This window comes from Nocardioides sp. (genome assembly GCF_036503465.1).
Classification (GTDB): Bacteria; Actinomycetota; Actinomycetes; order Propionibacteriales; family Nocardioidaceae; genus Nocardioides.
Genome location: NZ_DASXWU010000075.1, coordinates 1 through 23,957, shown reverse-complemented (window position 1 = coordinate 23,957; position 23,957 = coordinate 1). Strand labels below are relative to the sequence as shown.

At 72.2% G+C, this 23,957-nt stretch carries 26 protein-coding genes; 12 read left to right on the top strand and 14 right to left on the bottom strand.

Features of this window, described 5'->3' with window-relative positions:
- Positions 1–153: 153 nt before the first annotated feature.
- From VGK78_RS14035 to VGK78_RS14025, 3 genes are read left to right on the top strand one after another with little or no spacing between them, the layout of a single operon-like run.
- Entirely contained in the window at positions 154–942 is a 789-nt protein-coding gene (locus tag VGK78_RS14035) for a DUF2877 domain-containing protein (RefSeq protein ID WP_331528285.1), read from the top strand.
- Entirely contained in the window at positions 939–2,360 is a 1,422-nt protein-coding gene (locus tag VGK78_RS14030) for an FdrA family protein (RefSeq protein WP_331528284.1), read from the top strand. The genes VGK78_RS14035 and VGK78_RS14030 overlap by 4 nt, the downstream gene beginning before the upstream one ends.
- Positions 2,357–3,775, top strand: a complete 1,419-nt coding sequence (locus VGK78_RS14025; protein WP_331528283.1) for a DUF1116 domain-containing protein — start codon at positions 2,357–2,359, stop codon at positions 3,773–3,775. The genes VGK78_RS14030 and VGK78_RS14025 overlap by 4 nt, the downstream gene beginning before the upstream one ends.
- Here VGK78_RS14025 and VGK78_RS14020 read toward each other — a convergent pair.
- From VGK78_RS14020 to VGK78_RS13990, 7 genes are all read right to left on the bottom strand, one after another.
- On the bottom strand, positions 3,738–4,070 hold the full coding sequence (locus VGK78_RS14020) for an MGMT family protein (protein WP_331528282.1): 333 nt from the start codon (positions 4,068–4,070) through the stop codon (positions 3,738–3,740). The two genes, VGK78_RS14025 and VGK78_RS14020, sit on opposite strands and share 38 nt — an antisense overlap.
- Complete coding sequence (locus tag VGK78_RS14015; RefSeq protein ID WP_331528280.1) at positions 4,067–4,588, bottom strand: hypothetical protein; 522 nt, start codon at positions 4,586–4,588, stop codon at positions 4,067–4,069. Before VGK78_RS14015 ends, VGK78_RS14020 begins: the two co-directional genes overlap by 4 nt.
- Complete coding sequence (locus tag VGK78_RS14010) at positions 4,585–5,898, bottom strand: DUF58 domain-containing protein (RefSeq protein WP_331528278.1); 1,314 nt, start codon at positions 5,896–5,898, stop codon at positions 4,585–4,587. Before VGK78_RS14010 ends, VGK78_RS14015 begins: the two co-directional genes overlap by 4 nt.
- The gene (locus VGK78_RS14005; protein WP_331528277.1) at positions 5,895–6,878 is read right to left on the bottom strand and encodes an AAA family ATPase; all 984 of its coding nucleotides are present in this window, start codon (positions 6,876–6,878) and stop codon (positions 5,895–5,897) included. The genes VGK78_RS14010 and VGK78_RS14005 overlap by 4 nt, the downstream gene beginning before the upstream one ends.
- Entirely contained in the window at positions 6,875–7,363 is a 489-nt protein-coding gene (locus tag VGK78_RS14000; RefSeq protein ID WP_331528276.1) for a hypothetical protein, read from the bottom strand. Before VGK78_RS14000 ends, VGK78_RS14005 begins: the two co-directional genes overlap by 4 nt.
- Complete coding sequence (locus VGK78_RS13995) at positions 7,360–8,085, bottom strand: DUF4129 domain-containing protein (protein ID WP_331528275.1); 726 nt, start codon at positions 8,083–8,085, stop codon at positions 7,360–7,362. Before VGK78_RS13995 ends, VGK78_RS14000 begins: the two co-directional genes overlap by 4 nt.
- Before the next feature lie 172 nt (positions 8,086–8,257).
- Positions 8,258–9,112: a hypothetical protein gene (locus VGK78_RS13990; RefSeq protein ID WP_331528287.1), complete on the bottom strand. Its 855-nt coding sequence runs from the start codon at positions 9,110–9,112 to the stop codon at positions 8,258–8,260.
- Between the two features lie 259 nt (positions 9,113–9,371).
- Here VGK78_RS13990 and VGK78_RS13985 point away from each other — a divergent pair, with 259 nt between their 5' ends.
- Positions 9,372–11,870 (top strand): hypothetical protein, encoded by a 2,499-nt coding sequence (locus VGK78_RS13985; RefSeq protein ID WP_331528274.1) that lies wholly within the window; start codon positions 9,372–9,374, stop codon positions 11,868–11,870.
- A 15-nt stretch (positions 11,871–11,885) separates the two neighbouring features.
- Here VGK78_RS13985 and moeZ read toward each other — a convergent pair whose 3' ends face one another.
- Positions 11,886–13,106 carry an adenylyltransferase/sulfurtransferase MoeZ gene (moeZ, locus tag VGK78_RS13980; RefSeq protein ID WP_331528273.1) on the bottom strand — a complete coding sequence of 407 codons (1,221 nt, stop codon included), beginning with the start codon at positions 13,104–13,106 and terminating at the stop codon, positions 11,886–11,888.
- Positions 13,107–13,247: 141 nt separating this feature from the next.
- On the opposite strand from moeZ, the gene VGK78_RS13975 reads away from it, so the two are divergent.
- From VGK78_RS13975 to VGK78_RS13960, 4 genes are all read left to right on the top strand, one after another.
- Positions 13,248–13,904, top strand: coding sequence for a TetR/AcrR family transcriptional regulator (locus VGK78_RS13975; RefSeq protein ID WP_331528272.1), 657 nt, complete (start codon positions 13,248–13,250; stop codon positions 13,902–13,904).
- A 47-nt stretch (positions 13,905–13,951) separates the two neighbouring features.
- Positions 13,952–14,173 carry a DUF3107 domain-containing protein gene (locus tag VGK78_RS13970; RefSeq protein ID WP_331528271.1) on the top strand — a complete coding sequence of 74 codons (222 nt, stop codon included), beginning with the start codon at positions 13,952–13,954 and terminating at the stop codon, positions 14,171–14,173.
- A gap of 134 nt (positions 14,174–14,307) precedes the next feature.
- Positions 14,308–14,559: a GlsB/YeaQ/YmgE family stress response membrane protein gene (locus VGK78_RS13965; RefSeq protein ID WP_331528270.1), complete on the top strand. Its 252-nt coding sequence runs from the start codon at positions 14,308–14,310 to the stop codon at positions 14,557–14,559.
- Between the two features lie 17 nt (positions 14,560–14,576).
- Positions 14,577–14,921, top strand: a complete 345-nt coding sequence (locus tag VGK78_RS13960) for a GlsB/YeaQ/YmgE family stress response membrane protein (RefSeq protein WP_331528269.1) — start codon at positions 14,577–14,579, stop codon at positions 14,919–14,921.
- Between the two features lie 24 nt (positions 14,922–14,945).
- On the opposite strand, the gene VGK78_RS13955 is transcribed toward VGK78_RS13960, so the two are convergent.
- Positions 14,946–15,683 carry a ferritin-like fold-containing protein gene (locus VGK78_RS13955; RefSeq protein ID WP_331528268.1) on the bottom strand — a complete coding sequence of 246 codons (738 nt, stop codon included), beginning with the start codon at positions 15,681–15,683 and terminating at the stop codon, positions 14,946–14,948.
- 276 nt (positions 15,684–15,959) lie between these two features.
- On the opposite strand from VGK78_RS13955, the gene VGK78_RS13950 reads away from it, so the two are divergent.
- On the top strand, positions 15,960–17,354 hold the full coding sequence (locus VGK78_RS13950) for a DEAD/DEAH box helicase (RefSeq protein ID WP_331528286.1): 1,395 nt from the start codon (positions 15,960–15,962) through the stop codon (positions 17,352–17,354).
- Positions 17,355–17,376: 22 nt separating this feature from the next.
- Here the strand turns inward: VGK78_RS13950 and VGK78_RS13945 are convergent, their stop codons facing one another.
- Both VGK78_RS13945 and VGK78_RS13940 read right to left on the bottom strand, forming a co-directional pair.
- The gene (locus VGK78_RS13945; RefSeq protein WP_331528267.1) at positions 17,377–18,117 is read right to left on the bottom strand and encodes a L,D-transpeptidase; all 741 of its coding nucleotides are present in this window, start codon (positions 18,115–18,117) and stop codon (positions 17,377–17,379) included.
- Positions 18,114–18,908: a ParA family protein gene (locus VGK78_RS13940; RefSeq protein ID WP_331528266.1), complete on the bottom strand. Its 795-nt coding sequence runs from the start codon at positions 18,906–18,908 to the stop codon at positions 18,114–18,116. Before VGK78_RS13940 ends, VGK78_RS13945 begins: the two co-directional genes overlap by 4 nt.
- Positions 18,909–18,968: 60 nt before the next feature.
- On the opposite strand from VGK78_RS13940, the gene VGK78_RS13935 reads away from it, so the two are divergent.
- Positions 18,969–19,769 (top strand): SDR family NAD(P)-dependent oxidoreductase, encoded by an 801-nt coding sequence (locus VGK78_RS13935; protein WP_331528265.1) that lies wholly within the window; start codon positions 18,969–18,971, stop codon positions 19,767–19,769.
- 8 nt (positions 19,770–19,777) lie between these two features.
- Here VGK78_RS13935 and VGK78_RS13930 read toward each other — a convergent pair whose 3' ends face one another.
- Together VGK78_RS13930 and VGK78_RS13925 are read right to left on the bottom strand one after the other, a co-directional pair.
- Entirely contained in the window at positions 19,778–20,422 is a 645-nt protein-coding gene (locus VGK78_RS13930) for a DUF6758 family protein (protein WP_331528264.1), read from the bottom strand.
- A 62-nt stretch (positions 20,423–20,484) separates the two neighbouring features.
- Positions 20,485–21,066: a histidine phosphatase family protein gene (locus VGK78_RS13925; protein ID WP_331528263.1), complete on the bottom strand. Its 582-nt coding sequence runs from the start codon at positions 21,064–21,066 to the stop codon at positions 20,485–20,487.
- A 44-nt stretch (positions 21,067–21,110) separates the two neighbouring features.
- On the opposite strand from VGK78_RS13925, the gene VGK78_RS13920 reads away from it, so the two are divergent.
- Positions 21,111–22,301: an MFS transporter gene (locus VGK78_RS13920; protein ID WP_331528262.1), complete on the top strand. Its 1,191-nt coding sequence runs from the start codon at positions 21,111–21,113 to the stop codon at positions 22,299–22,301.
- On the opposite strand, the gene VGK78_RS13915 is transcribed toward VGK78_RS13920, so the two are convergent.
- A complete protein-coding gene (locus VGK78_RS13915; RefSeq protein ID WP_331528261.1) occupies positions 22,298–22,831 on the bottom strand; it encodes a MaoC family dehydratase in 534 nt (177 codons plus the stop codon). The genes VGK78_RS13920 and VGK78_RS13915 overlap by 4 nt on opposite strands.
- Before the next feature lie 83 nt (positions 22,832–22,914).
- Between VGK78_RS13915 and VGK78_RS13910 the strand changes: the two genes are divergently transcribed.
- On the top strand, positions 22,915–23,772 hold the full coding sequence (locus tag VGK78_RS13910; protein WP_331528260.1) for an SMP-30/gluconolactonase/LRE family protein: 858 nt from the start codon (positions 22,915–22,917) through the stop codon (positions 23,770–23,772).
- Positions 23,773–23,957: the final 185 nt, after the last annotated feature.

The following is a 23,957-nucleotide window of genomic DNA, read 5'->3' as shown; positions in this document are numbered from 1 at the left end:
GGGGGACCGAGCACCCCGGTTGGTGAGGCACATCACACACCCATCCGGGTGGATTTCCGCGCAGGAACGCCGATCAGGGTCGTCGGAACGTTCGGCGTGAGCGGGGGCTCGCCGCGGATCCTGCGCTCGAGGTCGGAGCGCTACCGTGAGCGCGTGAGCCCCGATTCCGACGCCCGGGTGGCCCTCCCCGTGGCCGCTCCCCCGCGGGTCGCGGCCTGGCTGTCCCGAGCTCCCGACGGGCCGGTGGAGGTGCTGCACGCGGGTCGCGACACCCTCCATCTCGACGTCGCCGGGCGCGCCGTGGGCGTCGGGGCGGTGGCCGCGCCGGGCCTTCCCCACGTGCTTCGCACCAATCTGGCGACACTGTCCGAGTGGGTGTCGTCAGGGGCGGGTTCCAGACCTTATGTTGACTCCGGGAGTCTTCACCTGGACGGACGCGCCCTCGTGACCGGTCGGCTCGTGGATGTTCGCGCGCCACGCTTCGACACGGCATGGACACCCACGGCGAGCCCGGCCGCTGCTCAGGGGACCCCCCGGCCCCGCGGCGCCGGGCTCGTCGCCCTGCCGGACCACGTCGCGCCGCCGGTCGTCGACGACCTGGTGGGTCGCGGTGACGGGCTGACGCCGCTCGGGGACGACGTGCTGTGCGGCTGGCTGGCCGCCCATCGCGCGGCGGGCGTCGAGACACCCGCCGTCGACGACGCCGTACGCCGAGCCCTGCCGCGCACCACGACCCTGTCCGCGACGCTGCTCGAGTGCGCGCTGGCCGGCGAGGTGGCCGACCTCGCCGGCGACTACCTGCGGGCGCTCGCGACGCCCTCCGAGACCACCGTCCACGCAGCCCGCGCCGCGCTCGTCCGCCTCGGCCACTCCTCGGGTGCCGGCCTCGCCCACGGCATCGACCTGGCGGTCGCCGCCCTGGCACGCGGGGTCGCGGCATGAGCGCGACCGGCACGGAGGACCACGTCGAGGTCCGCAGCGGCACGTACGCCGACTCGGTCACCCTGCTGCAGGTCAGCCGCCAGGTGCAGCAGCTGCCCGGAGTGGCGACGGCGCAGGTCGCGATGGCGACGCCGCTCAACGTCGAGGTCCTGGAGCGGATGGGCTTCACCGTCCCCGCCGACGCGACCGTCAACCACCTCGTCGTCGCGATCCGGCTGGCCCCCGAAGGGGGGCTCGACGCCGCCCTGGTGGAGGTCGACCGGGCGCTGGCCGGCAGCCGCCGCGCTCCCGCCGGCCCGAGCGAGGAGGCGCCGCCGCGCACGACCGCGAGCGCCCTGCGCTCTGCTCGGCTGCGGGGTGAGCCCGGTGGGCTGGTGCTGGTCTCGGTCCCCGGTCCGAGCGCCGCCGTGGAGGCGATGGACGCACTCGCGGCGGGATCCGACGTCATGGTCTTCAGCGACAACGTGCCGCTCGAGCAGGAGATCGCGCTCAAGCGGTACGCCGCGGCCCGCGACCTGCTCGTGATGGGGCCCGACTGCGGCACCGCCGTCGTCGCGGGGCTCGGCCTGGGCTTCGCCAACGTCGTCCTGCCTGGACCCGTCGGCATCGTCGCCGCCTCCGGGACCGGGTGTCAGCAGGTGCTGGCGCTGCTCGACCACGCGGGCGTCGGCGTCAGCACGGCGTACGGCGTGGGCGGGCGCGACCTCTCGGCCGAGGTCGGCGGGCTCGCCACCCGCACCGCCCTGGCCAGGCTCGACCGCGACCCCGGGGTCGAGCTCGCGGTGCTGGTGTCGAAGCCGCCGGCCGACGCGGTCGCGGACGAGCTCACGGCGTACCTCGGCTCGCTCTCGACCCGGGTGCTGCCGGCGCTCCTCGGCCCCGGGCGTCCCGACCTCACCAGCGCCACCGAGCAGGTCCTGCGCACCCTCGGTCGCGACGTACCGGTCTGGCCCGTGCACGGGAAGACACGCGCCGCGACCGGCACCCGGCTGCACGGGCTCTTCGTCGGCGGCACCATGAAGCAGGAGGCGGACGTGCTGGTCACCGCGGCGGGGGTGCAGGGGTACGAGCTGGTCGACTTCGGTGACGACGCGTACACGACGGGCCGCGCCCACCCCATGATCGACCCGACCCTACGCCTCGAACGGCTCGCCGAGATCGCTGACGACGACGCCACGGGCGTGGTGCTGATGGACGTCGTGCTCGGCCACGGCGCGAAGGACGACCCCGCCGCCTCGCTGGCTCCGGCCATCGACGGCATCCGGCCGCCCGTCGTGGTGACGGTGGTCGGCACCGCCCACGACCCCCAGGGGCTCGACCGGCAGGTCGAGGCCCTGGTGGCGGCGGGAGCCGAGGTGCACCTGTCCAACGCCGGCGCCACCCGGCGCGCTCTCGAGATCCTGGAGGGCTCCCGATGAGCGAACGTGTGGTGAGCGTCGGCATCGACCTGCTCGCCGACGCCGTGGCCGACCAGGCAGCACATGTCGACCGTGTCGACTGGCGGCCGCCCCTGCGCACGGAGGCGGGGGTCGGCACCGAGGACGACCTGGCCACCGTCGCCCTGGACCCGCTGCGGCCCGAGGCCAACGCTCTCGCGCTCGAGCGGACGCTCGGCGTGCAGGCCGTCCTTGTCGACGTGCTCCCGGCCCACGAGGCGATCGGCCTGGAGCGGGGCGAGTTCCTGCATGCGGGTCCGCCGATCACCTGGGAGCGCGCCTCCGGACCGCTCCGGGGCGCGCTGATGGGGGGAGCCGTGCTCGAGGGTCTCGTGGACACGCCCGAGGAGGCCGCTGCGCTGTTCGAGGGCGGTCTGCACGTGCGGCTGGAGCCGTGCCACCACCGTCGTTCCGTCGGGCCGATGGCGGGGGTGGTGGCCCCGAGCATGTGGATGTTCGTGCTCGAGGACCCCGCGACCGGCGCCCGCACGCACTGCACGCTGAACGAGGGCCTGGGCAAGGTGCTCCGGTACGGCGCGTACTCACCCGAGGTGCTGACCCGTCTGCGGTGGATGGGTGACGTCCTCGGACCCCTGCTGCAGCGGGCCGTGCGCGGCAGCGATCCCGTCGACGTGACCGCGATCCTCGGCCAGATGCTCCAGATGGGCGACGAGGCGCACAACCGCAACCGGGCCGGCACCCTCATGCTCCTGCGTGATCTCGGGCCCGCCCTGGTCGCGAGCGGCGCCGACGCCTCCGACGTCGCCGAGGCTCTGCGGTTCGTCGGTGGCAACGACCACTTCTTCCTGAACCTGGCGATGCCTGCCTGCAAGCTCGCGCTGGACGCGGCGCGGGACATCGACGGCTCCACGATGGTCGTCGCGATGTCGCGCAACGGGACCGACTTCGGCATCCAGGTCTCGGGCACCGGCGACGAGTGGTTCACCGGCCCGGCCCAGGTGGCGGACGGTCTGTATCTCGGCGACTACGGGCCCGACGACGCCAATCCCGACATCGGCGACTCCGCGATCACCGAGACCGCCGGCCTCGGCGGCTTCGCGATGGCCACCGCCCCCGCGATCGTGCGGTTCGTCGGCGGCTCGGTCCCGGACGCCCTCGCGACGACCCGGCGGATGCGGGAGATCACACTGGGCGAGAACCCCCGGTGGAGCGTGCCGGTGCTGGAGTTCGCCGGCGTGCCGACCGGCATCGACGTGTCGCTGGTCTGCCGGACCGGCATCCTGCCCCAGATCAACACCGGGATGGCCGGCCGAGTGGCCGGCGTCGGCCAGGTCGGCGCCGGACTCGTGAACCCGCCGGAGGAGATCTTCCCGAAGGCGCTGACCCGGCTGGCCGAGCTCACTCGGGCGCGGGCGGGCGCCAGAACGCCTTCTTGATGTCGACGTTCCCCGTCGGACGCAGGGGCGTTCCCTCCTCGAGATAGCACGGCCGGGCGTCGACCTCGTGGCTGGGCGGCAGCGACCCGTCGGCACGCACCACCCGCCACCACGGCACCGGGCCGCCGTGCTGGGCCATCACCGAGCCGACCAGTCGCGGTCCGCCACCGCCGGCGATCCGGCCGACCACCTCGGCGATCGCGCCGTACGTCGTGACCCGGCCACGTGGCACCTGCTCGACGCAGCTCAGGACGAGCTCGACGTACTGCTCGTGGTCGAGCCGGGCGACGCTCATCGGCTCCTGCCTTCGCCGTGGAGGGGGGCGGTCGACCCGGCCACCACGGCCGCGACCACGACTGCCGCGAGGCCGGCCAGCCAGAACAGGCTCGGGGTGCCGTGCCCGGTGTAGACGCGGGCCACCACCCACACCACCAGGGCCGCGAGCCAGGCCAGGGCGCCGCGAGCCACCCACAGCAGACCGAGCTGAGGGTCCAGCGGCAGCGAAGGGGGTCCGTAGGAGAGGAGTGTGGCGGCCACGTGCGTGGCCATCAGACCCGCGGCGACGACCAGGACGACGCCCGGCATCTCGCTGCGCAGCTGCAGCGCCCACCAGAACACCACGAGCCCCATGATGACCGTCACCGAGAGGTGCTCGGGGCGGAGGGCGGCCAGCAGGGCACCCAGGAGCACGACCACGATCAGCACCGTGGGCGGCGTGTAGCCCGCCCCTTCGCCGGCCAGGAGCGCCACCGCCGGGCCGAGCACCATGACGAGACGCAGGACCCACACGCTGCGCTGCGCGCCCCGGATCATCCGGCGCCACCGCCCACCCGCGGAACCTGGCCGCGGCGGGCCAGACGGCGCAGGATCTCCTCCAGCGTCCGTGGGCCGTTCCAGGGGACGACGGGGCAGCCGGACGACGCCAGCCGGGCCAGAAGGTGACTGCGGTCCAGGAGCCGCATCCGCCACGCCAGGTCGGCCACCTCGTCGTCGACGTCCGGATGGACCGACGGGATCGTGCCGGCCGGGAGCGGGTCGATCACGATCACCGGGAGGCCGCGGCGCGCGAGCCTGACGGTCGCCGTCGCGAGTGGCTCGGAGAGCATGGGGCTGATCACCACGACGACCGTGCCGGCGGTCGTCCGGAAGTCGATCTGGTCGATCGCCACGTCGCGCGGGACACCGGGCCGGACGTTCGACAGCAGGATCAGGATGCGCCGCAGGTGCCGTGTGCCCGTGCCGTAGCCGACGTACTCGCCACCGGGGCTGAGCACGCGCAGCGAGACACGGTCGCCGCCTCCGACGTACTGGTCCGCGAGCGCTGCCGCCGCTCGCACCGTCACGTCGAGGCTGCTGTCGGTGGACTCCACGCCGCCCGACATGCCGTAGTCGGCGAGTGCGTCCACGATCAGCAGCACCGCGGCGTCCTCCTCCGCGCGGGTGGACTCGACGTGCAGGCTGCCCTCCTTCAGGGAGACCCGCCAGTTGATCCGGCGGAGCCGGTCGCCGGGGTGGAACGCCCGGATCGAGGAGAACTCCGTGCCGTCGCCGTCCCGCCGGGAGCGGTGGGCGCCGATCAGGCCGATCGGCTGCGGGGCCTCACCACCGGCCCGGAAGTGGGTCAGCGTGGGCAGCACCGACATCTCCCGGCCGACGAGCGGGGTGGGACCCCATCGGTACCCCGCCCAGGCGCTGGTCAGGGCGACCTTCTCCGCACCGACGAGTCGGCGTCCCCACCGGCGTGGCGAGATCTCCAGCGGGGCCACACCCTCCCCCGGGCGGAGGAGGTGCCCCAGCGCCCCCTCGTGGGGGTGAACCGCGATGTACGGCTGCGGGGACGCGACCCGGGCGACGTGCTCGACGTCCTCCGTGCCGGTCGCCTGCAGTCGCGACCGCGTGCCCTGGCCCTCGTGCAGCTGCAGGTGCGCGAGCGAGGCGTAGACCATCGGCTCGTGCGTCGGCTTGTGGACCAGGCCCAGCGCACCCGCCACCACCAACGGCGCGACCACGACCACCAGCGCAGGTCGACCGATGGCCAGCGCCAGCGCCAGCCCCACTCCCCCGACCGCGAGCGCGCGGCCCAGACTGCCGGTGAGCTGCCAGCGGCTTCCCGCGTCGATCACGTCGACTCGAGGGCACGCGGGGTCGGGACCTCGGCGAGCACCGCATCCACGACGCGCGGTCCGCTCGCCTGGGTCATCCAGAGCTCGGGCTTGACGGTGATCCGGTGCGAGAGCACGGCACGCGCGACCGCCTTGACGTCCTCCGGGATCACGTAGTCGCGGCCGCGGACCACCGCGAACCCGCGGGCGCCCAGCGCCAGACCGAGGGACCCGCGCGGGGAGGAGCCGGTCAGCACGTCCTTGTGGTTGCGCGTGGCCGTCGCGAGGTCCACGCAGTACCGCGCGACGGTGTCGTCCAGGGTGACCGTCTCCACCGCGGCCTGCATGGCCGCCAGCCCCGCGGCGTCGGTGACCCGGTCGAGATCGATCTCCTCCTGCTGACGCGCCAGGCGACGCGTCACCACGTCGTGCTCCTCCTCGCCGGTCGGATAGCCGAAGCTGACCCGCATCAGGAACCGGTCGAGCTGTGCCTCCGGGAGCGGATAGGTGCCCTCGTACTCGATCGGGTTCGCCGTGGCGAGGACGTGGAAGGGCTCGGCCAGCCGGAACGTCTCACCCTCGACCGTCACCTGGTGCTCCTGCATGGCCTCGAGCAGTGCCGACTGCGTCTTCGGCGGGGTCCGGTTGATCTCGTCGGCGAGCAGCAGGCCGGTGAAGAGCGGACCACGGCGGAACTCGAACGAGCCGTCCCGCTGGTTGTAGAGGAACGACCCGGTGATGTCGGCCGGGAGGAGGTCCGGGGTGAACTGGACGCGGGCGAAGTCCAGGCCGAGGACGCGCGCCAGGCTCCGGGCCGCGAGGGTCTTGCCCAGGCCGGGGAAGTCCTCGATCAGCACGTGGCCCTTGGCCAGGACCGCGGACAGGATCAGGGTCAACGGCAGGCGCTTGCCGACCAGCGCCCGCTCGACCTCGTCGAGGACCGCACGCGCACGCTCGGAGGCCTCGGCGACCGAGATCGGGGCCGTCGCGTTCTGGGTCATGGGGTCAGCTCCTCGATCCGTCGGATGCATTCCTCGATCTCGTCCCGGCGCAGCGGACGGGGAGAGCCGTCGAGGACTGCGGTGAGCGTAGGCCCGAGCCGCCGCGCCACCGCGGGATCGGCACGGGACAGACCGAGCTGGGACAACCTGTCGCCGGTCATCCTGGCCAGCCGCCCCTGCAGCAGGGGATCGATCTCACGGGCGGTCAGGTGGTTCTCGAGCAGACGCACGTTGCCGGCGAGGCCGACGTCCTGCCCCGAGGTTCCCCCGGCGTACTCGCTCATCGGCGACCAGTCGGCGGGGTTCGCGCCCGAGCTGTCCGTGAGCATCCCGAAGACCGCCACCACGGCGCAGACGAGGAGGACGGTCGGCAACGGCCGCGGGTGGGTGTCCTCGACGGCGGCGAAGATCGTCAGGCCGGCCACCCCGGCCACGACCAGGACTCCCCGGACGAGCCACCGGCCGAACCGCCGGCGTGGACTCACCGGGAGCTCACCCCGACCCGGAGCGAGGCGTGGATCGCGCGCAGGGCCTCGACCGCCGACTGCCGCCGCGCCTCGTCGATCTCGTGGTCGGAGAAACGCGCCTCGTGGTAGAGACCCTCCAGCCGGGCGACGGCCGCCTCGTCCGCCGAGACGGCGTCGAGCAGCCGGAGGACGAACTCCGAGGAGGTCTCCCACGCTTTACGGGCGGCGTTGACGCGTTCGGCATGCTCCTCGAACCGGTCCCAGCAGGCGACGATGGCGTTGCGCGGATGGCCGCCGAGCAACAGCTCGAGCTGCTCGTCGGCGCCCCGTCGGATCTCCTCGACGAGCGGCTCGGGATCGTCGAGGACGTCGAAGTCGACATGCTCCGGACGCGTGCGATGCGGGCGGCGGCGTACCACCTTCAGCGCCTCGACCAGGCGCTTCGCGCCGCGGTAGAGCAGCCAGAGCACGAGGATCAGGAAGGCCACCTTCACCATCCAGCCGATCGCCGTGAAGACCGGGTTGCTGTGGAGGAGCCCGGTCCGGGATCGGCCGCTGGACGACGGGAAGGTCGGCGGCGTGTACGACGGCTGGATCGGGCGGATGCTCGGGTCGTGCAGCGGTCCCGCGAAGATCCTCTCCGGCCCGCTGCGGGCAGCGAACATCACCATCAGCAGCATCACGCCGACGGCCAGCACGGTCAGTGCGACCGCACTCACGCTCGCCCGCCTGGCAGTCACGGCAAGCACGGTAACCGCCGCTGCGGGGACGTTGGTAACGACGCGGTCACGGTTCCCGCAGAACGTCGTGCCCGGGTCACGGCGGGACGCGGACGCCGGCGAGCCCCCGCCCGAGGGACAGGGGCTCGCCGACCGGGGGGACGGCGTCGTCGGACGCCGGGCGGAAACCGGGTCAGAGGATGGGGTTGAACGGCTCCGTGCCGTTGACCAGCTGCAGCCCGGCGATGCCGGAGTGCGCCTGGGCGAACGCCAGCTCCTTGGCCAGGTCGCCGATGTTGTTGGAGGCCGGCAGCGGGGCCAGACCCAGCGTCGAGAGCACGCCGACGGCCTTGCCACCCTGGGTCATGAAGCCCGACCCGGAGTCGCCGGGGATGCCCGGTGTGAGCGTGTACAGGGGGTGGCTCCAGCCGCCGTCAGCCGCCTGGTCACCGAGGCTGACCCCGGTGTGCGGCGAGAGCTGCGAGACCCCGGCGCGAAGGCTCGAGTTGCCGTAGGTCCACACCTGGTCGCCGGTGGCGGTGCCGTCGGTGTCGATCCCGGTCGGGCCGCCCCAGAACGGAACGCTCGGGTTGACCTTCGAGACGTCACCGGCGTCGATCTTCACCAGGGCGAGGTCGTTGTAGGCACAGGTGTTCGCGTCGCTCGTGCCGAGCCGGTGCTCGGTGATCCAGGAGCTGTAGGCGAGCGTGCCGTGGCCGACGACCGTGCCCTCGCTGAGGAGACTGCCGTCGTTCGTGAGGTCCACGCGCGTGCCCAGGGGCACCGAGCCGGTCTGGCACCCGTTGGTGTCGGTGGACGTGCCCGTGCCGGCGCAGTGGGCGGCGTACCCGAGGTAGGTGTTGCCCGCGCCGTCGGTGAACACGAAGTTGCCGGTGCACTGGGCACCGGCGGTGTACATCATCGTGCCGGGGTGGATCTGCGCGGTGGTCGCGGGCGCCCAGGCCGCGCTCGGGCTGAGGGCCGACGTGGTCGCGGTCCGGGCGTGTGCGGGGCTCACCACGGCCGTCGCGAGCGCGGCCGCGACCATCACCGCGAAAGCGGCCCACGCTCGCTTCCGGAGCGAAGATCGCGGAGCGGGCGAAGGGACGGGTCGGGACATGAGGATGGGGCCTCCTGAGGTCCGGCGCCGGCGGGGTCGGCGCCTCGTGGTGGTCCAACGGGCCGGCCGGCGTGGGGTTACGGAGCGCGCTGTATCGCGGGCGATCTGGGCGGGATCATCCCGCGGGTCGACGACACCGACCCGGCTGCGGCGCTACCGTCGGACCATCGCCGAACTCGGAGTCGCCATGTCCGAAACCACACCGGGTCAGGCGCCGGAGCCCCCGACCGCGCACCGGGCCGAGCAGCGCTGGATCGAGCTGCGCATCCACGGGGTCAGCGGGACCCCGCCGGAGGTGATGCTCGAGAGCGCACACGTACGGCAGGTGGCCGGCGACTCGTGGGGCCGCTTCTTCCGGCCGGACGACGGCGTCGGTCGCGAGGTGCAGACCGATCCGCGGCGCATCCTCGAGGGCTACCACTGGGGCAGGTACACCTCGGGCAGCTGGCTCGAAGGGCTGTGGCTGATCCTGATCCCCTTCGGGCTGGTCAACGCGGCGGCGTTCATGGTGCCGCATCCCGGTCCGGGGAGCGACGCCACGACTCGCCGCGTGTACGCCGTGGTCCAGGCACTGATCCGCGGCATCGGGATCGGCGTGACCTGCACCTTCGCGCTCGCCGCGGGACTGATCCTGGTCGACCTGGTGGCCTGGCAGTGGGCGGCCGGCCTTCCCTGGATCGAGTCGAGACCCAGCGGACCCGTGATGACCGTCGGCGTGGTCCTGGCAGGCCTCGCGGTCTACGGGCTCTACTGGCTGGGAGACCGGAACCGGATCTCGCCGTTCGGCGAGGCCGAGCCCGGCTCCCTGGCGGCGGAGGACGGCGTCACCGGGATGATGCGTCCGGAGTTCTTCCGGGTCGACCCGGACAGCTCGCCGGTCCTCGGGCGGTTCCACCTGAGCGCCGCCTGGTCGGTCGTGGCCCTGATCGGCGCCCTCACCTGGCAGACGATCGACGGGGACAACGCCTCGCACCTCGCGTCCGCCTGGCAGCACGTCGCCTGGAGCACCTCGCTGGTGGTCCTCGTGGCGGTCACGCTCGTCGTGACCACCATGGGCGACCCGGACGGGGCCGCCCAGGTCGGTCCGCCGAGCCTGCTCCGGCCGCTCCTGCCCGCGATCTCGGTCGGGGCGGAGATCCTGTCGGGGCTGACCCTGGTCGGGTCCGCGCTCGTGCTGGCCGGGACGGACCGGCAGCCGCGGACCCTGGACTTCGACCGGTACACGCAGTGGCTGGCCACAGGCGCCGGCGCGGCCCTGCTGCTCCTGGCCGTCCTGCTCGCCGCACTGGCGGTGCGCACCAGGCCGGCGGACGACCAGCCACGGATGTTCCGGCGCTTCGCCGGAGGCATGGCTGCCTGGGGCGCGACCAGCACCGGGGTCTTCCTGGGTGTCGGCTTCTGCGGCGCGTTCGTGCTCGGCCTGGCCAAGGCTCTCGGCGTCCGGGCCCAGACCGAGCTGATCTACCGGGTCGCCTTCTCCTGGGGTCTCACCCTCGTCCTCGTCGTGGCCGTAGCGGCGATCACCGCGGCCGGGGTGTGGCGGACCGGCCGGCGGATGCGCCTGCGCTCTCGGCACGAGTACGACGTGGTCACCGGTGCGCTCGGCGCGCCTCCCGACGGCTGGGTCGGAACGATCGCCCGGGCGATGAGCGTCGCGCGGCTGAAGCTGCACATCGGACCGCTGGTGCTCACCTATGGCGTGGCCGGGTTGCTGATGACGGCTGTGACGTCGGTGGAGATGCTGGGTGAGTCGGGCACGCCGTGGGTCGAGCACTGGTACGACCACCTCGGGTGGTTCGGCTATCTGAGCCAGCGGCTCGACCCGGTGCCGGCCGAGACGCCGGGATGGGTGACCTTCCTGACCAACCTCGGCACCTATGTGCTGATCAGCCTGGCCGGCCTGCTGTACGTCCTCGGTCGACGCTCGCTGCGCGCAGAGGGGACCCGGCGTGGCGCCAACGTGGTCTGGGACGTGATCTCGTTCTGGCCGCACTCGGCGCACCCGTTCGTCCCGCCCTCGTACGCGCAGTTCGCCGTGCACGACCTGCGCCGCCGCATCGACTTCCACCTGAACTCACCGGCACGGCCGCCGGAGGAACGGCCGACCCGCGTGGTGGTGTCCGCCCACAGCCAGGGCAGCCTGATCGCCTTCGCCACGATGCTGTGGCTCGGCAGCGCTGACCGCGAGCGCACCGCTCTGGTCACCTACGGCTCGCAGCTCCAGGTCGCCTACCCGCGCGGCTTCCCGTCGTACGTCGACCGCGCGCTCGTCGAGCGGGTGCAGGCCGCGCTCGGACATCGGTGGATCAACCTGTACCGCGAGACCGACCCGATCGCCGGTCCGGTGCTCTCGTGGGACCGGTCGGCCATGGAACCGGGACGGCTGCCCGTCACGTCGCACCGCGTCGGCGAACCGGACGGCGTGCAGGACGACGCGCTCAACGCCGTGACCGGTCGCCGCGAGAGCGGCGACGACTGGCGGGTCCTCGACCCGCCGCCGGTCGACCCGGAGCGCCAGCTCACACCGCTGACGCACCTGAGCAAGCACTCCGGCTTCCCCGCGTCCGCGGACTACCGGGCCGCGGTGCAGCAGCTGCACACGCGCTTCGACGAGCCGGCGGTGGTGCGCATCGAGCCGATCGCGCCGGTCGAGCCCGGCGGGCCGGAGCCCGAGCCGGTGGTCTGATCCCGGAGGTCCGGGTCAGTACGCCGGCTGGCTGGGGTCGATCTGGTCGACCCACGCCGCGACCCCGCCACCCACGTGGATGGCATCGGCGTACCCCGCGCCCTTGACGACGGCCAGCGCCTCGGCCGACCGGATGCCGGTCTTGCAGTAGAGGACGACCTGCTTGCCCGAGTCGACCCCGGGGAGCTGCCCGATCGCCTGGCCGTTGAGGAACTCGCCCTTGGGGATCAGCACGGACCCGGGGATCTTGTTGATCTCGTACTCGTTGGGCTCGCGGACGTCGATCAGCACGAAGTCCTTCTCGCCGTTGTCGCGCTCCTTCAGCAGGTGAGACAGCTGGGTGACCGAGATGGTGGCGCCAGCGGCCGCCTCGGAAGCCTCCGCCGAGACCGCCCCGCAGAACGTCTCGTAGTCGATCAGCTCGGTGACCGTGGGGTTCTCGCCGCACAGCGCGCAGTTCGGGTCCTTGCGCACCTTGAGCTTGCGGTACTCCATCTCCAGCGCGTCGTAGATCACCAGCTTGCCGGCGATCGGGTCGCCGATGCCGGTGATCAGCTTGATCGCCTCGTTCACCTGGATCGAGCCGACGCTCGCGCAGAGCACGCCCAGCACGCCGCCCTCGGCGCAGCTCGGCACCATGCCGGGCGGCGGGGGCTCGGGGTAGAGGCACCGGTAGCACGGCAGGTCCTCGCCCGCGACCTCGCTCAGGGTCGGCGCGAAGACGCTCGCCTGTCCGTCGAAGCGATAGATCGAGCCCCAGACGTAGGGGATCTTCAGGAAGTACGCCGCGTCGTTGACCAAGTAGCGGGTCGCGAAGTTGTCGGTGCCGTCGACGATGAGGTCGTAGCCCTCGAAGATCCGCATCACGTTGTCGTTGTCGAGCCGTTCGCCGTGGATCACGACGTCCACCAGCGGGTTGACCTCGGCGATGGACTCGGCCGCCGACTGCGCCTTCGGCTTGCCGATGTCGGACTGGCCGTGGATCACCTGGCGCTGCAGGTTGGACTCGTCGACCTCGTCGAACTCGACGAGCCCGAGGGTGCCCACCCCGGCGGCCGCGAGGTACAGCAGCGCCGGACTGCCGAGCCCCCCGGCCCCGATCACGAGCACCCTGGCGTTCTTCAGGCGCTTCTGACCGTCCATCCCGACGTCGGGGATGATCAGGTGCCGGCTGTAGCGGCGGACTTCGTCGATGGTGAGCCCGTCGGCGGGCTCGACCAGCGGCGGCAGGGACACGGCGTACTCCTGTGGGGAATGGGTTCGGCGCTGAGGTCCGATTGTCTGTCACCAGGGCAACAGACGTCACGAGCTCCATGTTCCCGAGCGTCTACGTCGTGCCCGGGCGCGTCCGTCATCCGGACGCCGTAGGGTGCCATCGTGGGCACGACCGAGCACACGGGGCGCACCGCCGGACACGCCGCCGCCCAGAAGCCGCGGGGTGGCCGACTGCCCAGGCGCGAGCGCCGCGCCCAGCTGCTCGACTCCGCGCTCGAGGTGTTCGTGGCGCAGGGCTACCACGCCGCCGCGATGGACGACATCGCCGAGCGGGCCGGCGTCTCCAAGCCGGTGCTGTACCAGCACTTCCCGGGCAAGCTCGAGCTCTACCTGGCGCTGCTCGACTCCGCGTGCGACGCCGTCATCGACCACTGCCGCCAGGCGCTCGCGGCCACCGACGACAACAAGACCCGGGTCGCGGCCGCGATGGCGGCGTTCTACACCTACGTCGCCGACCAGCGCGGCGCCTTCCGGCTCGTCTTCGAGTCCGACCTCACCAGCGAGCCCGCGGTGCGCGAGCACGTCGAACGGGTCACCGCCGAGTGCGCGGCGATGATCGCCGACGTCATCCACGACGACACCGGCCTGCCGGCCGACCAGTCGCGGCTGCTGGCGGTGTCGCTGGTGGGAATGGCCCAGGTCAGTGCGCGGTTCTGGGTCGCTGAGTCCAGCGGGCTCAGCCGGTCGCAGGCCGTGGAGCTGGTCAGTGGACTGGCGTGGCGCGGCATCCGCGGATACCCGTTGACCGACGAGCACTGACCCACCCGCCCCGACACGCCCGAACCCCCGGTCCACGAAGGAGAACGATGGAAGTCAAGATCGGAGTCCAGCACGCGCCCCGCGAGCTGGTCCTCGAGGCCGCCGAGTCGGCCGAGCAGATCCAGGCCGCTCTCGACAAGGCGCTGGCCGACGACGGCACCCTGGCCCTGACCGACAGCCGCGGGCGCCAGCTGCTGGTGCCGGCGCGCAGCATCGCCTACGTGGAGATCGGCAGCGGCGTCACCGGACAGGTCGGCTTCCGGGGCTGATCACCGGCTGGTCACCGGCTGATCACGCCGCTGGACCCGGCCGGAACTCGGCCGCGCCGGGTTTGAACCCTCGTGATCGAGGGCACGAATGGTACTGCTCGCCGCCCCGAGCGAGCGCGACCTAGGAGGTTCTGATGGGCTGGCTCTTCGTCCTGGTGATGGGCATCATCATCGGGCTGCTCGGCAAGTTCGTCGCCCCCGGCGACCGTGACAACATCCCGCTCTGGCTGACGGTGGTCTGCGGCATCGTCGGCGTGATCATCGGCTACGGCTGGCTCGGCGGGACCAGTGGCATCGACTGGCTGGCCTTCTTCGTCTCGATCATCATCGCGGCGGTCCTCGTCGCGGTCGCCGCCACGGTGACCGGCCGAGCCCGCAAGGCCTGACCGGAGCAGCTGACGACGTGACTGTGGCGACCATCGCCCCGCTGCTGGTCAAGTGCGGGCACACCTGGAGCCTGGGCGGCATCCTGTTCCTGCTCATCGGCGGCGCCGTTATCGGCATCCTCGGCAAGCTGGTCGCCCCCGGTGACCGCGACCGGATCCCGTTCTGGCTCACCGTGCTGTGCGGGATCGTCGGCATCTTCGTCGGTAACTGGCTGTACGTCGACGTCTTCGGCGGCCGCTGCGCGACCAGCGGCATCGACTGGATCCGCCACATCGTCCAGGTGATCGCCGCGGCCGTGATCGTGATGGTGGCGGCCTCGCTGACCGGGCGGACCGGGCGCAAGCGCGGGCTGATGCGCTGAGGCCACGCCGTACGTCGGCAGGTGTCAGGCGGAGAGCCCCAGCTCGGCCATCCGCTCGTTGTGCCGCTCGGTGATCCGGGTGAACATCCGGCCGATCGCAGCCAGGTCGAGGCCGGGCCGGTCGATGCCGCCCGCGAGCAGCGCGCTGAGCGCGTCGCGCTCGGCGGCGACCCGCTGCGCCTGGGTCAGCGCCTCCCCCATCAGCCGGCGTCCCCACAGCGCGAGCCGGCCGCCGAGCTTGGGGTCGTCGTCGATCGCCTGCCGGATGTGGCGTACCGCGAAGTCGGCCTGACCCGCGTCGTCGAGCGAGGCGATGATCAGGTCCCGGGTGTCGGCGTCGAGGTAGGCCGCGACCTCGCGGTAGAAGTCGGCGGCGAGCCCGTCGCCGACGTATGCCTTGACGAGACCCTCGTACCAGTCCGCCGGCGCCGTGTGGGTGTGGAAGAGGTCGAGCGCCGCCTCGAACGGGGCCATCGCCTCGAACGGGTCGGCACCGAGCTCGCGGATGCGCTCGTGCAGCCGTGCGACATGCCCGAACTCCAGGGTCGCCATCGCGCCCATCTCGACCTTGTCGCGCACGCTCGGCGCCAGCTTCGCGTCGTCGACGAGGCGCTCGAACGCCGAGAGCTCGCCGTAGGCGATGGCACCCAGCAGGTCGACCACGGCCAGGCGGTAGTCGGCGTCCTCGAAGACCAGCCCGAGCCCCGTGGACGCCGCCGCGCCCGCGACCGGCTCGCCCGGATCTGTCTGGGATTCCGCCATGGCCACACGCTACCGATAGACTGGGCCGTGTCCCCGCGTGAGCGGTGAGGACGCGCGCCGCAGATCCGTGCGGTGCTGGATGTGCGCGGCAGACGCGAAACGGTTTCGACTGCTCCTCGTGCGCGAGGGTTCGAGCCAGGTGTCCGCCGCCGGACGACAGGCTCGAACGAAAGCGAACTGAACACTGTGACCACATTCCGTGAGCTCGGGGTGCTCCCCGAGATCTGCGACGCGCTCGAGCGCGCCGGCATCACCACCCCCTTCCCGATCCAGGAGATGACCCTGTCGGTCGCCCTCATGGGCACCGACCTGATCGGCCAGGCCCGCACGGGCACCGGCAAGACCCTGGCCTTCGGCATCCCGATCCTGCAGCGCAGCGTCGCGCCGCACGACCCGGACTACTCCGAGGTCCCACAGGGCAAGCCGCAGGCGCTGGTCGTCGCCCCGACCCGCGAGCTCGCGCTCCAGGTCTCCGGCGACCTCGCCCTCGCCGGCGCCGACCGCGGACTGCGTGTGCTGACCGTGTACGGCGGCGTCGGCTACGAGTCCCAGCTCGACGCCCTCTCCTCCGGGGTCGACGTCGTCGTCGGGACGCCCGGGCGCCTGATCGACCTGTGCAACCGCCGGAACCTCGACCTCTCCCATGTGCACGCCCTCGTGCTCGACGAGGCCGACGAGATGCTCGACCTCGGCTTCCTGCCGGACGTCGAGAAGCTGATCTCGATGACCCCGGAGACCCGGCAGACGATGCTGTTCTCGGCCACCATGCCTGGCGCGATCGTCGCGCTGGCACGCACCCACATGCGTCACCCGATGAACATCCGGGCCGAGCACGTGACCGACTCCGCAACCGTCCCCGCCACCGCGCAGTTCATCTACCAGGCCCACGACCTCGACAAGCCCGAGATCATCGCCCGCATCCTCCAGGCCGACGACGCGGACAAGATCCTGGTCTTCACCCGCACCAAGCGCCAGGCTCAGCGCGTCGCCGAGGACCTCTCCGAGCGCGGGTTCAACGCCTCTCCGTTGCACGGCGACATGGCGCAGATCGCCCGCGAGCGGGCGCTCACCAAGTTCCGTGACGGCAAGCTCCGGGTCCTGGTCGCCACCGACGTCGCGGCCCGCGGCATCGACGTCCAGGGCGTCTCGCACGTCATCAACTACACCTGCCCGGAGGACGAGAAGGTCTACGTGCACCGGATCGGGCGTACCGGCCGCGCCGGCGCCACCGGGACCGCGGTCACCTTCGTGGACTGGGCCGACCTGCACCGCTGGAAGATGATCAACAAGGCGCTCGACCTGCCGTTCGACGAGCCCCAGGAGACCTACTCGACCTCCGAGCACCTCTTCCACGACCTCGCCATCCCGAAGGACACACCGGGCCGGATCGTGCCGCCCCGCGCGGAGCCCGAGCAGCGCCCCGGCAAGCGCGACGAGCGAGACGCGGAGCGTCCGCGCCGCGAACGCGCCCCTGGCAACCGCAACCGGCAGCGCACCCGCACCCGCGGCGGCGAGAAGGTCGTCGCGGCGAACGCCGCCAAGCCGTCCGCCGAGCCCTCGGAGCAGGTCGCCGCGGCAGGCGGCGGCGAGCGGCCCGCGGGCTCCCGCAACCGCAACCGTCGCCGGCGCCGTCGTTCGTCTGGCTCCGGCACCGCAGCGCCGGTGCAGTAGTCAGCCCGACCTCAACACCGCCTCAGGCGACGACGACGACCTTCGCCCCGACCGGCGCGAAGTTCCACAACGCGATCGCGTCCGGCATGTCCTGCCGGATGCAGCCGTGTGACTGCGGGGTGCCGAGCTGGGCCTTGGTCTGCAGCGCCACGCCGTCCTTGGTCGGGATCGAGTGGAACCCGATCGCGGCCCCGGTCGGGCCTTGGGTGAAGCGCACGAAGTACTGCATCACCCCGGAGTCCTCGACCCCTACGGCCCACCGCGACTTGGAGTAGACCGAGTAGGTGCCCGGCTGGAGGTTGTGGGTGACGCTGCCCGAGACCAGGTAGGTGCGCTGCACGGCGTCGGGCTGCTGACCCATCAGCCACACCCGCTGCCGGCTCTGGCTGAACACGATCCGCCGGCCGGACCCGCTGTCCGCGGGGAGCGTGGTGTCGGCCGCCGAGTCGGGATGTGAGAAGTTCGCGACGTGGTCGCCCGGTCCCCCCGCGGGCGGAGTCGTGGGGTCGGTCCGAGAGGCGGTCCCGGAGCCGGTCTCGGTGCCGGTCTGGGCGCCCTTACCGGTCTGGGCGCCGGTGGCGTCCCTCGCGCCGGCCGTGCTCTGTGTGTACGACGCCGGCCTGGCCGCGGGGCCGGCCGAGGCCGTGCTGGTCGCGAGCACACCCAGTCCGGCCAGGGCCGCCACCGCCGACACGGTGACCGAGACCGCGAGCGCGAGGATCCGGCCGTACCGCGGCCGCACCTCGCGCCGGTGGGTGCTCATCGCGGCACCGTGCTGCGGCGGAGCAGGTTCTCGGCGACCTCGCGGTAGGCGCGAGCGCCCTTGCTGCTGCGGCTGGTGGCCAGGATCGAGCGGCCTGCGGCCGGCGCCTCCGCGAACTTGATGGTCTTCGGGATCGGCGGCCCGACCACCTCCAGGTCGTAGGTCTCCGAGATCGTCTCCAGCACCGTGCGCGCATGCTGGGTGCGCCCGTCGTACAGCGTCGGCAGCACGCCCCACACCTCGAGGTCGCGGTTGGTGTACCGGCGTACGTCGTGCACGGTGTCGAGCAGCTGCCCGACGCCGCGGTGCGAGAGCGTCTCGCACTGGAGCGGGATCAGCACGGCCTGCGCCGCGGTCAGCGCGGCGACCGTCATCACGCCGAGCGACGGCGGGCAGTCGAGCAGGATCCAGTCGTACCGGCGGCCCTCGGTGGCGACGTCGTCGAGCGCGCCCTTCAGCACGTGCTCGCGTCCGGTGCGGGTGAGTAGGTCGGCCTCGGCGCGCGCGAGCTCGATGGTGGCGGGCAGCAGGTCGACGCCGTCGTCGGTCTCGATGATCACCTCGGCCGGGTCGAGCCCCTTGGTGAGCACGTGATGCACCGAGAGCTCGAGGTCCTCCGGGTCGATGCCCAGCGAGAACGTCAGGCAGGCCTGCGGGTCGAGGTCGACCAGCAGTACGGATCGGCCGAGCTCGGCGAGCGCCGCTCCGACGGATGCGACGGACGTGGTCTTGGCGACTCCGCCCTTCTGGTTGGCGACCGCCAGCACGACCGGTGCAGGTGTGGTGGACATCGCGTCCCATCATGCCGAACCAGCTTGCTCAGACGCTGCACCGGCGAGTTGGCTGATGTCATGTCTTCATCCGGATCGCCGATCGCTCCCCGCCCGCTCGCGCTCGTGACCGGCCCCACCGCGGGGCTCGGCCGTGTCTTCGTCGACCGCCTCGCTCGACGCGGCTACGACCTCGTGCTCGTCGCGCGTGACGAGGCGCGGCTGAAGAGCGTCGCCGACGAGCTCACCACGACGTACGCCGTGTCCTGCGAGGTGCTCGTCGCCGACCTGGTCGACCGCGAGCAGCTGAAGGCCGTCGAGGACCGGGTCTCCTCGCTGGGCTCCCCGGCCCGGCCTCCGGTCGACCTGCTGGTCAACAACGCCGGGTTCGGGCTGAAGCGGAAGTTCCTGAGCAACACCGTCGAGGAGGAGCAGGCGCACCTCGACGTGCTGGTGACTGCACCGATGCGCCTGATGCACGCGGCGCTCCGGCAGATGACCGAGCGGCACAGCGGCGGGATCCTCAACGTCTCCAGCGTCGCCGGCACCCAGCCACGCGGCTCCTACAGCGCGGCGAAGGCCTACCTGAACCGGCTCGGCGAGTGGGCGGCACACGAGTACGCGAAGGACGGGGTGCACATCATGACCCTGTTGCCGGGGTTCACCCGCACCGAGTTCCACCAGCGGATGGACGTCGGGCGCGACGCGGTGCCCGGCCCGCTGTGGCTCGACGTCGAGCGGGTCGTCGACGAGGCACTCGCCGACTTCGACGCGGGCAAGCGGCTGTCGATCCCGACCAAGCGCTACAAGGTGATCGCCCACGCCAGCAAGCACCTGCCGGTGAGCGTGCTCCAACGCTTCCAGTCGCTCGGCCGCCGATAGCCATCCCGTCACCAGGCCGGTGACGGCCCTCCGAAGGCCATCTCGACGAGCGGCGGGCCGATCCCCGAGACGTCGCGCAGGATCCACTCGTCGCGGAGCAGGAGCATCGCCGAAGCAGGTCGCAGGACGACCCACAGCCACCGCCCATCGGCCTCGCCGGCGACCACCGAGCGGTCGAGCTCGCGATCCTCCGACGATGTGGAGACGACCCAGAGCGGCACCGACTGGCTGCCGATCCGCACCCGCACCATCGGCTGCCCGGCGCCGATCTCCGGACCGGGGTCGAGATGGGTGGTGCCGGCGCAGCGTGACCCGAGTCCGGTGCCGGACTCCTCGCTGACCACGAACACATCCACCGGCCCGTCCAGCGCGCTGGTCCCCGAGCTGCAGGTCATCGTCGCCCGCGCGCTCTGCCACTCCTGCGGCTCACGCACGACCGCGAAGTCGCTGACACTCCAGCCGGGGCTCATCGGCCAGGGCAGGTACGTCGGGAAGTCGCCGGCCGCCGACAGCGCCTCCACGAAGCCGTCGTACGACGCCTCGTCCGGCCGCTGCAGCACCGCCGTCCCACCGTGGTCCGGGCACGCCAAGCCGTCCTCGGACGCCCCCTCGAGCGGGGCAGGACAGCGCGGACACTCGGTCCGGAGGGGCATGAGGTCAACGGTCCCGGCGCTGCGGCGCGGGGTCAAGGGGCGTCCGCCCCGGGGCCTCGGGGTCAGGAGTTCCAGCGCAGCACGACCGGCGTCTCGCGCTCCCAGCCCAGGATCGAGATCGTCGCGGTGTCCAGCCGCAGGTGACGGCCCTCGGCGACCGGCAGCTCGAGCCACCGCGCCGCCAGCGCCCGCAGGCTGTGGCCGTGCCCGAACAGCAGGACCCGACCCTCCACGGCCCGGCACCGTGCGACCACCCGGTCGAGCCGCGTGGAGACCTGCGCGGCGTCCTCGCCGCCGGGCACCGGCCCCTGCCAGATCGTCCAGTCGGGGTAGGTGTCCCGGATCTCCTCGGTCGTGCGGCCCTCGAGGTCGCCGTAGTCCCACTCCGCCAGGTCGTCGTCCACCTCGGCCTCGGGATGGCCGCACAGCCGGGCGGTGTCGCGCGCCCGCCGGCGCGGAGACGTGAGGACCAGGGAGTACGACGCGTTGTGGCCGGGGTCGTCGAGCCGGTCGCGCAGCCCTTCCGCGACGCGGCGTCCCTCGTCGGTCAGGGGCAGGTCCGTGGTCGAGGTGTGCCGGCCGTCGCGGCTCCACTCGGTCTCGCCGTGCCGGACCAGCCACACCTCGCCCGACGGGTCAGCCATGGGCGTCATCGTGCCAGGCGGTGCGCCGTGCCACGATGCCGCCCATGGCGACGACCCCGGGGCTCGCGGAACGGGCGCATGCGACGTCCCGGCTCGCGGCCGCGGCCGGCTTCTTCACCCAGGGTTTCGTCTTCATCAGCCTGACGACCCGGTTGCCGAAGGTGCAGGACCACTGGCACTACAGCGACACGACCCTCTCGCTCCTGCTGCTGATGATGGTGCTGCTCGCCGGGCTGGGCAGTGTGGTCGCCGAGACCGCGTGCAAACGCGTGGACAGCGCCGCGATCCTGCGCACCGCCCTGCTCGGGATCGCAGTCGCAGTCCCGCTCTTCGCCGTCGCACCGGACCGAGTCGCCTTCCTGCTCTCGATGGCCGTGTACGGCGTATCCCTCGGCGCCGTGGACGCGACCACCAACATGCAGGCCGTCGCCCTCGAGCACCTCTACGACCGGCCGATCCTCCCGTCGTTCCACGGCTCCTGGACCCTCGGCGGCTTCCTGGGCTCAGCCGTCGCGCTCGCGATGGGGCACCTGCCGATCTCGGCCACCGGGGTGGTCGCGATCCTCCCGCTGGTCGTCGCGTTCGCGCCGTTCCTGCGGCGGGCCCGGGAGTCGGTCGAGCTGTCGGTGGCCGAGGCCCCGCAGGTGCACGTGCCGTGGCGGCCGATCGTGCTGGTCGGGCTGGCGATGGTCCTCTTCTACATGGTCGACACCGCGGCGTTCACCTGGGGCCCGCAGTACCTCGACAAGGTCTTCCCCACCCCGTCCGCCCTGGTCGCGCTCGCGGTCTTCCCCTACCTGCTCGCCAGCGGCACCGTCCGGCTCTCGGGCGACGCACTCGTGGCGCGGTACGGCGCGGTGCCGGTGCTGCGCGTCGGCGCCGTCGTCGCCTGTCTCGGACTCGTGGTCACCGTGTTCGCCCCCGTGTGGCCGGTGGCGGTGGTCGGCTTCCTGGTGATGGGCGGCGGCGTGGCCGTGGTCGCCCCGCTCAGCTTCTCGGCCGCGGCCCGGATCGCCGGCTCCTCCGGCCCGGACGACGAGATGGACCCCGCACTCCGGCACGCACGCCTCGATGCGGTGATCGGCCGCTTCAACCAGTTCAACTACGTCGGTTCGCTGCTGGGCGCCGTCATGACCGGCCTGGTCGGAGCGGGCAACCTGCGACTCGGGTTCGCCTTACCGATGGTGCTGGTGCTCGGCATCCTGCCCCTCGCCCGCGCGTTTGCTCCGCGCTAGGTCTGTGTCAGGCCGGGCCAGTTCTTGTCCGGCTGCGGCACGGGCCGGCCCGGCTGCTCGCCGCCGCGGGCGTCGAGGTAGCTCTGCTTCGGCACCATCACCTTGCGGCGGAAGATGCACACCACCGTGCCGTCCTGGTTGTAGCCGATGGTCTCGACGTGGACGACGCCGCGGTCGTCCTTGCTGGCCGACTCGCGCTTGTCGAGCACGGTGGTCTCGGCGTACAGCGTGTCACCGGGGAACGTCGGCGCGACGTGCCGCAGCGACTCGACCTCGAGGTTGGCGATCGCCTTGCCCGAGATGTCCGGCACGCTCATGCCGAGCACCAGCGAGTAGACGTAGTTGCCGACCACGACGTTCTTCCCGAACTGCGTGGTCTCGCCCGCGTAGTGCGCGTCGAGGTGCAGCGGGTGGTGGTTCATGGTGAGCAGGCAGAACAGGTGGTCGTCGTACTCGGTCACCGTCTTGCCGGGCCAGTGCTTGTACGTCGCACCGACCTCGAACTCCTCATAGCTGCGGCCGAACTGCATGCGCCTCATCCTGCCGCAGCCGGACCGACCCCTCGATGCCGTGCGTCGTGGGATACCTCACCCACCCGTGCGAGCATCGGGCCATGGACGTCCTCTGCTCCGGCTACGGCCTCGTCGAGTCGCCGCGATGGCACGAGGGCCGGCTGTGGTTCAGCGACTGGAGCGGCGGGCAGGTCATCGCCGTCGACGACACCGGAACGACCGAGGTGATCGTCGAGCACACCTCGCTGCCCCTGTGCTTCGACTTCCTGCCGGACGGCCGGCTGGTACTGGTCTCCAACCAGGAGCAGGCGCTGCTCACGCTCGAGGGCGACGGCAGGCTGACGACGTACGCCGACCTCACGGGCCTCTCGGTGTTCGGGTGCAACGACATCGTCGTCGACGGGCGCGGTGACGCCTACGTCAACAGCGGCAACTTCGACTTCGGGGCCGGGCCTCCGCCGGGTGACGTGCAGCCCGGGCTCGTCGGGCTCGTGACTCCGGACGGGATCGTCCGCGTCGTGGCCGAGGACATCGCGTTCCCGAACGGCATGGCGATCACCGCGGACGGGCACACCCTCGTGGTCGCGGACTCCTACCGCCACCAGCTGGTCGGATTCACGATCTCCGACGACGGATCGCTGTCCGACCGTCGCATCTGGGCCGACCTCGGCGACGACAACCCCGACGGCATCTGCCTCGACGCCTCCGGCGCGGCCTGGTACGCCGACGTCCCCCACCAGCACTGCGTCCGCGTCGCCGAGGGCGGCGAGGTGCTCCAGACCATCGACCTCGACCGCGGCGGCTTCGCGTGCATGCTCGGCGGCACCGGTGCGCCGTACCTCTATGCCGTCGCAGCGGTCTGGCCCGGCATCGCCGCGCTGATGACCCACACCGACTGGGACGGCCAGGTCGTCCGCATCCCGGTCGAGACCCCCGGCGCCGGTTGGCCCGCCCGCTGACCCTGGATGGCCGAGCGGCGACCGTCTGTCGGCGTACCCTCATGGGCTGCTTGTTTCATTGACGCCACGATCGGGTGCTGACGAGGCTCGGTCGAGGTACCTGGGCCGTCGCTCTCTCATCGGCTGCCCACCGCTGGCGGTGTGGCTCTCTCATGGCCTGCGCGGCCCGGGTGCTGCTGGGCGGG